General features: G+C 68.9%; 7 protein-coding genes and 1 pseudogene. 5 read left to right on the plus strand and 3 right to left on the minus strand.

Features of this window, described 5'->3' with window-relative positions; translation table 11 throughout:
* Positions 1–112: 112 nt before the first annotated feature.
* The 3 genes from ACV4UX_RS15635 to ACV4UX_RS15645 are packed head-to-tail and all read right to left on the minus strand — an operon-like array spanning position 113 to position 3,555.
* Positions 113–1,312 (minus strand): glycine C-acetyltransferase, encoded by a 1,200-nt coding sequence (locus ACV4UX_RS15635; protein WP_491594212.1) that lies wholly within the window; start codon positions 1,310–1,312, stop codon positions 113–115.
* Positions 1,313–1,348: 36 nt separating this feature from the next.
* On the minus strand, positions 1,349–2,791 hold the full coding sequence (locus ACV4UX_RS15640; protein WP_491594213.1) for a B12-binding domain-containing radical SAM protein: 1,443 nt from the start codon (positions 2,789–2,791) through the stop codon (positions 1,349–1,351).
* Positions 2,788–3,555 (minus strand): acyltransferase, encoded by a 768-nt coding sequence (locus tag ACV4UX_RS15645; protein WP_491594214.1) that lies wholly within the window; start codon positions 3,553–3,555, stop codon positions 2,788–2,790. The genes ACV4UX_RS15640 and ACV4UX_RS15645 overlap by 4 nt, the downstream gene beginning before the upstream one ends.
* A gap of 171 nt (positions 3,556–3,726) precedes the next feature.
* Between ACV4UX_RS15645 and ACV4UX_RS15650 the strand changes: the two genes are divergently transcribed.
* From ACV4UX_RS15650 to ACV4UX_RS15670, 5 genes and pseudogenes are all read left to right on the plus strand, one after another.
* The gene (locus ACV4UX_RS15650; protein WP_491594215.1) at positions 3,727–3,981 is read left to right on the plus strand and encodes a type II toxin-antitoxin system HicA family toxin; all 255 of its coding nucleotides are present in this window, start codon (positions 3,727–3,729) and stop codon (positions 3,979–3,981) included.
* A 13-nt stretch (positions 3,982–3,994) separates the two neighbouring features.
* Positions 3,995–4,324, plus strand: a complete 330-nt coding sequence (locus ACV4UX_RS15655) for a type II toxin-antitoxin system HicB family antitoxin (protein WP_491594216.1) — start codon at positions 3,995–3,997, stop codon at positions 4,322–4,324.
* A 185-nt stretch (positions 4,325–4,509) separates the two neighbouring features.
* Positions 4,510–5,259, plus strand: a complete 750-nt coding sequence (locus ACV4UX_RS15660; RefSeq protein WP_491594217.1) for an N-acyl homoserine lactonase family protein — start codon at positions 4,510–4,512, stop codon at positions 5,257–5,259.
* Positions 5,260–5,362: 103 nt separating this feature from the next.
* The gene (locus tag ACV4UX_RS15665) at positions 5,363–6,094 is read left to right on the plus strand and encodes an acetolactate decarboxylase (RefSeq protein WP_491594218.1); all 732 of its coding nucleotides are present in this window, start codon (positions 5,363–5,365) and stop codon (positions 6,092–6,094) included.
* A 119-nt stretch (positions 6,095–6,213) separates the two neighbouring features.
* Positions 6,214–6,451: pseudogene (locus tag ACV4UX_RS15670) on the plus strand (hypothetical protein); the annotation flags it as partial.

Raw genomic sequence — 6,451 nt, forward strand, 5'->3', positions numbered from 1 at the left:
CCCGCGCGGACCTCGCGGCAGACCGATTTGAAGACGATCTGCCGCGACGTCCGCGCGGGGGGCCAGCACCCGGGGACAAGACCACCGCCAGCACAGCAGCAGACTCCCGCCGCTAAATCACGCCCAGGGCCTTGCCGACCTTGGCGAAGGCGGCGGCCGCCTGTTCCACGTGTTCGGTGGTGTGGGCGGCGCTCATCTGGGTGCGGATGCGGGCCTTGCTCAGGGGCACGACGGGGTAGGAGAAGCCGGTGACGTAGACGCCTTCCTCCAGCATGGCGGCGGCCATGCGCCCCGCCAGGGCGGCGTCGCCCAGCATGACGGGGATGATGGGGTGTCCGGCTCCGGCCAGGGTGAAGCCGTGGCCTTCCATGAGCTTGCGGAAGAGCGCGGCGTTGGCTTCCAGGCGCGCGCGCAGGGCCGCGCCTTCGGGGGAGGCCAGCAGTTCCAGCACGCGCAGGGTGGCGGCGGCGATGGCCGGGGCCAGGCTGTTGGAGAAGAGGTAGGGGCGGGAGCGCTGGCGCAGCATGTCCACGATCTGGCGGCGTCCTGCGGTGTAGCCGCCGGAGGCTCCGCCGAGGGCCTTGCCGAGGGTGCCGGTGATGATGTCCACGCGGCCCAGCACGCCGCGCAACTCCACGGAGCCCCGGCCGTGTTGGCCCACGAAGCCCACGGCGTGGGAGTCGTCCACCATGGTGAGCGCGCCGTGTGTGTCGGCCAGGTCGCAGAGGGCGTCCAGATCCGCCACCACGCCGTCCATGGAGAACACGCCGTCGGTGGCGACCAGGATGTGGCGCGCGCCGTCGGCGCGGGCCTGGACGAGCTGTTTCTCCAGGTCGGCCATGTCGTTGTTGGCGTAGCGGTAGCGTCTGGCCTTGCACAGGCGCACGCCGTCGATGATGGAGGCGTGGTTGAGCGCGTCGGAGACGATGGCGTCCTCGGGGCCCAGGATCGTTTCGAAGAGGCCGGTGTTGGCGTCGAAACAGCTGGAATAGAGGATGGTGTCGTCGGTCTGGAGGAAGTCCGAGATGGCGCGTTCCAGGGCCTTGTGCACGGTCTGCGCGCCGCAGATGAAGCGCACGCTGGCCATGCCGAAGCCGTAGCGGTCGAGCCCTTCCTTGGCGGCCTGGATCATGCGGGGGTCGCCCGCGAGGCCAAGGTAGTTGTTGGCGCAGAAGTTGAGCACTTCGCGGCCGTCCTCCAGGCGCACGAGGGCGGCCTGGGGTCCGGCGAGCACGCGTTCGCCCTTGAAGAGGCCGTCGCGGCGGATCTGTTCGAGGGTCTCGTCCAGTTGGGAAAGGAATTGTTCGCGCATGGGCGCTCCTTGGTCCGGGTCGGATGGGGTCGGGGTCTAGGCGTCGTCCTTGGGCCGTCCCTGCCCGATGCCCAGGAGTTTGAGGGCCCCCTTGGCGTAGAGCAGGAACTGCCGGGGGCTGCGCAGGCTCAGGACCTTGCGCAGGATGGGCATGGGCCGGAAGTAGAAGCGCATGTAGCAGCGCTTGAGGAGCTTGGAAAGCTCGTCGCGGGAGAGGTGTTCCTCCCAGATGGGCTCGACGAAGTTGGGCACGGGGTTGAGGGCCTGGGCGCGCCAGATGTCGGCGGGGAAGAGGCCCTTTTGCACGCCGTCCTCGAAGATCTTCGTGCCGTGGTAGACGATGAGGATGTTGAACTGGGCGAAGTCCGAGTCGATGGAAACGGCGGTCTCGATGAGGTGGAGCACGTCTTCGCGGGTCTTGTGGTGGGGGAAGCCGATGATCCAGTTGGTGCTGGTGACGATGCCCGCCTTGCGGCACATCTTCATGGCCCGGCGCACCTGGGCGATGGTGATCTTCTTGTTGATGTCGCGCAGGCCTTCGTCGGTGGAGGTTTCCACGCCGAAGAGGATCTGGCGGCAGCCTGAGCGGCGCGCCAGGGCGAGCATGTCCTCGTCGATGGCGTCCACGCGGCCCCGGAAGGCCCAGGTGATGTCCCAGCCCCGGTCCAGGATGGCCTGGGCGATGGCGCGCACGCGCTTGGCGGAGGCGTTGAAGAGGTCGTCGAAAAAGAAGAATTCGCGGATGCCTTCGCGGTGGTAGGCCTCCATCTCGGCCAGGATGTTTTCCACGCTGCGGGTGCGGTAGGAGGAATAGGGCCGACAGCAAAAGGTGCAGTTGAAGGGACACCCGCGCGAGGAGCAGATGGTGCCCACGGGCTCGCCCGTGCCGATGGCGGAGTAGTAGCGCTTGAAGTCCAGGGCGTCGAAGGCCGGGAAGGGCAGGGAGTCGATGTCCTTCACGAATCCGGCGGGGCCGGTGAACACGGGCGCGCCGTCCAGGCCCCGGAAGACCAGGGCGGGGATGTCGGCCAGGGGCGTGCGGTCTTCGAGGGCGTCGAGGAAGCGCGGCAGGGTGTGTTCGGCCTCGCCCAGCACGAGGTAGTCCACGCAGTCGTGGGTGAGGCTCTCGTTGGGAAAGAGGTCGGCGTGGGGGCCGCCCCAGACCAGGGGGACGCCGGGCAGCGCTTCGCGCAACCTGCGGGTGAGGGCCAGGGCGTCGTGGAGGTTGGGGGTGTAGACGGTCATGCCGACGACGTCGGGCCTGATCTCCAGGGCCTTTTTGACCACCTCGGCGTGGTTCATGCCCTCCAGGATGGTGTCCAGGAGCACGACCTCGTGGCGTCCGTGGGAACGCAACGCCCCGGCCAGGTACATGATCCCGATGGGCGGGAAGATGCCGATGTCGGAGGCTTCGAGCTGCCAGGAGCTGGAGGTCTTTGCGATGCTCAGGTCCGGGACGTTCATGAGGAGGATTTTCAAGACCCAACTCCTTGCTCGATGTCGGAAATGATTTTGGCGGGCACGCCGCCCGCCACGCAGCGGGGCGGCACGTCGCGGGTGACCACGGCCCCGGCGGCAATCACGGCGTCGCGGCCCACGCTTACGCCGCCCAGGAGCGCCGCGCCCGCGCCGATCCAGACGTTGTCGCCCACGGTGACGGGGCGGCCGGTGTAGGCGCGCTCCACGGCCTGCAGGTCCAGTCGGCGGAAGTCGTGGTCGCCGGTGACGATCATGGCCCCGGGGCCGATGAGCACCTGCTCGCCCAGGGTGATGCCCCCCTGCCCCGAGGCCAGCACGGCGTTCACGCCGATCCAGCAGCGCGCGCCGACGACGATGCCCTCGCCGGGGCGCGAATCGGAGGTGAAGGTGCACAGGTAGGCCGCGCGCATCACGCGGGTGCAGTCGCCCAGCTCGATGGCGGCGGCGGAGGCGTGCAGCCGGGCGAGGCGGTCCACGTAGACGCTCCGGCCCAGGCGGATGGAGTCCATGTGCAGGAGCTCCGCGCCTGACTCGAACACCGGGGTGGAGGCGCAGGCCCCCAGGAGCGGGCGGTAGAGCGCGCCGCGCAGGGCCATGCCGGGCAGCCCGGGGAGCCAGCCCGCCAGGGCCTGGGCGGTCTGTTCCAGGGCGTAGCGCAGGGGGCTCGCGGCGCGCGAGGCGACGTAGGCCGCGAGACCGGCCTGGCCTGTGCGGCCCATGTAGTCTTGGAGGCGTCCTTGGGGCTCTTGGCGGGGATTGCTCATGGCGTGCTCCGGAATGCAGCGGGTCCGGCGGACCGCAAGCCGTCCCCTTAGGCCGTTTCGACGGCGCAGGCAAGCCCCGGCGGCGGCTTGGGGGCCTTCCCGGCGTGCCGTGCGCGGCCGCGCAGCCAGAGTCACCCTTGCCTTGATGGCAAAGAATGATATCATCATCTCGTGAACAGCGCGCACCGAAAGACCCTGGCGGCCATCTTCCGCGATCCCTCGCCCAGGGGGCTGGAGTGGTCCAGAATCGAGGCGCTGCTGCAGGCTCTGGGCTGCCGTATCACCGAGGGCTCAGGCTCGCGCGTGCGCATTTCCCAGGATGGGCACGTGCTCAACGCCCATCGCCCGCACCCGGGAAAGGACGCCAAACCCTATCAGGTGCGCGGGGCGAAGGCCTTCCTCGAACAACTCGGCGTCACCCCATGAAGCGAGGCGCGACATGATCCCCATGACCTACAAAGGCTACGCGGCGCACATCCAGTACAGCGACGAGGACGGCTGCTTCGTCGGGAGCCTCGCGGGAATCTCCGACATCGTGGGATTCCACGGAGACTCCGTGACGGAAATCCGAGCCGCGTTCCAGGAGGCCGTCGACGATTACCTGGCGGGATGCGAGGAGCACGGCATCGAGCCCAAGAGGCCCTACTCCGGCAAGTTCATGGTGCGCATGGCCCCGGAGATGCACGCCCGCGCGGCCATGACCGCAGCCGCCTCGGGCAAGAGCCTCAACGCCTGGGCCGCCGAAGTGATCGCCCGGGCCTCCATCTAGCTCCGCGTCCTCACGACCGCTCTCCGGTGATTGCCGACGCAGGCAGCTGAAACCATTCTCTTTTACATTGAAAAGCATCCCATGCTTTTCAAAACCGCGACATCGGCCCCCGCCCCCTCCCGGGCTTGCCTGCGCCCGCCGGAATGGCTATCTCACGGCGGATCAACGACAAACCCGGAGCGAACATGTCCGCCAAGTACACCATCCACCCCATCGTGGCCGGTTCCAAGCGTTTCGACAAAGGCTTCATGACCTACCAGCAGGAGATGGGCACGCCCTACGTGATCCCCCTCTACGCCTGGCTCGTGCTGGGCGGCGACAAGAAGATCCTGGTGGACACCGGGGAGCTTCGGCCCATCGTCAGCCCCGACCGCGAGGAGTTCATCGGGGCCAAGATCGAGACCATCGAGGAAGGCCTGGCCCGCCACGGCCTCACCCCCGAGGACATCGACATCGTGATCCACACCCACCTGCACCGCGACCACTGCGAGAACGACTACAAGTTCACCAACGCCATCTTCTACGTCCACGAGAAGGAGATGGAAGTGGTGCACGACCCCCACCCCCTGGACTACCGCTACCAGGAGGACTTCATCCTCGACGTGGAGGAGAACGGCCAGATCAAGACCCTCTCCGAAGACACCGAAGTAGTCCCCGGCATCACCATGATCCACACCCCGGCCCACACCGAGGGCTCCATGAGCGTGCTCATCGAGACGGCCAAGGGCAAGGCCCTCATCACGGGCTTCTGCTGCATCATGGACAACTTCTACCCCGCCAAGGAAGTGAAGGGCCTGGGCATGGAGGTGATCCCCCCCTCCACCTGCCTGGACTTGAAGGAAGCCTACGACATCGTGCTCAAATGCCGGGACATGGCCGACATCATCATCCCCCTGCACGAGCCCAGGTTCGCCAGGGAAGGGACCATCGGCTAGCCAGACATCGCCTCAACGGCCCGCGCGCGCCACGGCCGGACGCGCGCGGGCCGTCGCGCGCCGGACGCACCCCGGCCCTCCTCCGGCCCCGACCGGAGGCCCCATGCCCAGCCGCCCGTTTCCTCCCTTCGCCGCCCGGCTCCTTCCGGGCCTGGTCCTGGCCCTGCTCCTGGCGGCCTGCGCCCCCAAGCAGCCCCCGGCGGCCTACCAGCTGGGCGACTTCGAGGTGTTCGCCCTGGGCGACTACCGGGGCACGATCCCCCTCAAGGAGCTGGCCCAAAACGGCGACTTCGGCCTGGGCACCCTGCACGGCCTGGACGGCGAGATGGTGGTGGTGGACGGCGTGTTCTACCGCGCCGACGGGCAGTGCGCCCTCACGCGGCCCTCCATGGACGCGCTCTCGCCCTTCGCCAACCTGGTCACCTTCAAGGCCCAGGGCCGTGAGGCCCTGAAGGACCTGCCCCACATGGCCGCCCTGACCCAGTGGCTGGACGCCCGGCTGCCCAAGGGCGGCTTCGCGGCCGCCCGCGTGGACGCCGGGTTCAAGAGCCTGACCATCCGCAGCGTGCCGGGCTATGCCCAGCCCTGGCCCAACCTCACCGACGCCCTCAAGACCCAGCACGTGAAGACCATCGCGAACGCCCGGGGCACCCTGGTGGCACTGCGCGGCCCGGCCCGCCCCGGCGGCGGCTGGGTTGCGGGCTGGCACGTCCACTTCGTCAGCGAGGACCGCACCCTGGGCGGCCACGTGCTCGGCTTCGACGGCCTGGAGGGTCAGGCCGCGTGGATGTCGCTGGAGCGCCTGGTGCTGGAACTGCCCACGCAGAAACCGTGACGGCTCGCCCGGTCCCGCCCTTCTCCGCCGCGCCCCGTTCCGTCGTGTCCGGCTCTGGCGTGTCCGATTCTGGCGTGTCCGATTCTGGCGTGTCCGGCTCTGGCGTGTCCGGCTCTGGCGTGTCCGGCTCCGCCCCGACGGCGCGTCTCCTGGCCGCCCTGCTGGCGCTTTGCCTGTGCTGCGCGCCCCCGGCCCGGGCCGGGGGCGACGCCCCGTACGCCCGAGTGCTTGCGGCCCACGCGCGCGGGGGCCTCGTGGACTATCCGGCCCTCAAGGCCGACCGTGCGGACCTGGACGCCTTCCTGAGACCCCTGCGTAATACGCTGAGGCGCGTGCCTGATCCCCCTCGGCGGCGCA

Source organism: Fundidesulfovibrio sp. (assembly GCF_058402725.1).

What these genes read in the sequence shown, in the direction of transcription:
- ACV4UX_RS15655 (WP_491594216.1), top strand. Translation starts at nt 3,995, where the DNA reads ATGATCCCCATGACCTACAAAGGCTACGCGGCGCACATCCAGTACAGC.
- ACV4UX_RS15660 (WP_491594217.1), top strand. Translation starts at nt 4,510, where the DNA reads ATGTCCGCCAAGTACACCATCCACCCCATCGTGGCCGGTTCCAAGCGT.
- ACV4UX_RS15635 (WP_491594212.1), bottom strand. Translation starts at nt 1,312, where the DNA reads ATGCGCGAACAATTCCTTTCCCAACTGGACGAGACCCTCGAACAGATC.
- ACV4UX_RS15645 (WP_491594214.1), bottom strand. Translation starts at nt 3,555, where the DNA reads ATGAGCAATCCCCGCCAAGAGCCCCAAGGACGCCTCCAAGACTACATG.
- ACV4UX_RS15665 (WP_491594218.1), top strand. Translation starts at nt 5,363, where the DNA reads ATGCCCAGCCGCCCGTTTCCTCCCTTCGCCGCCCGGCTCCTTCCGGGC.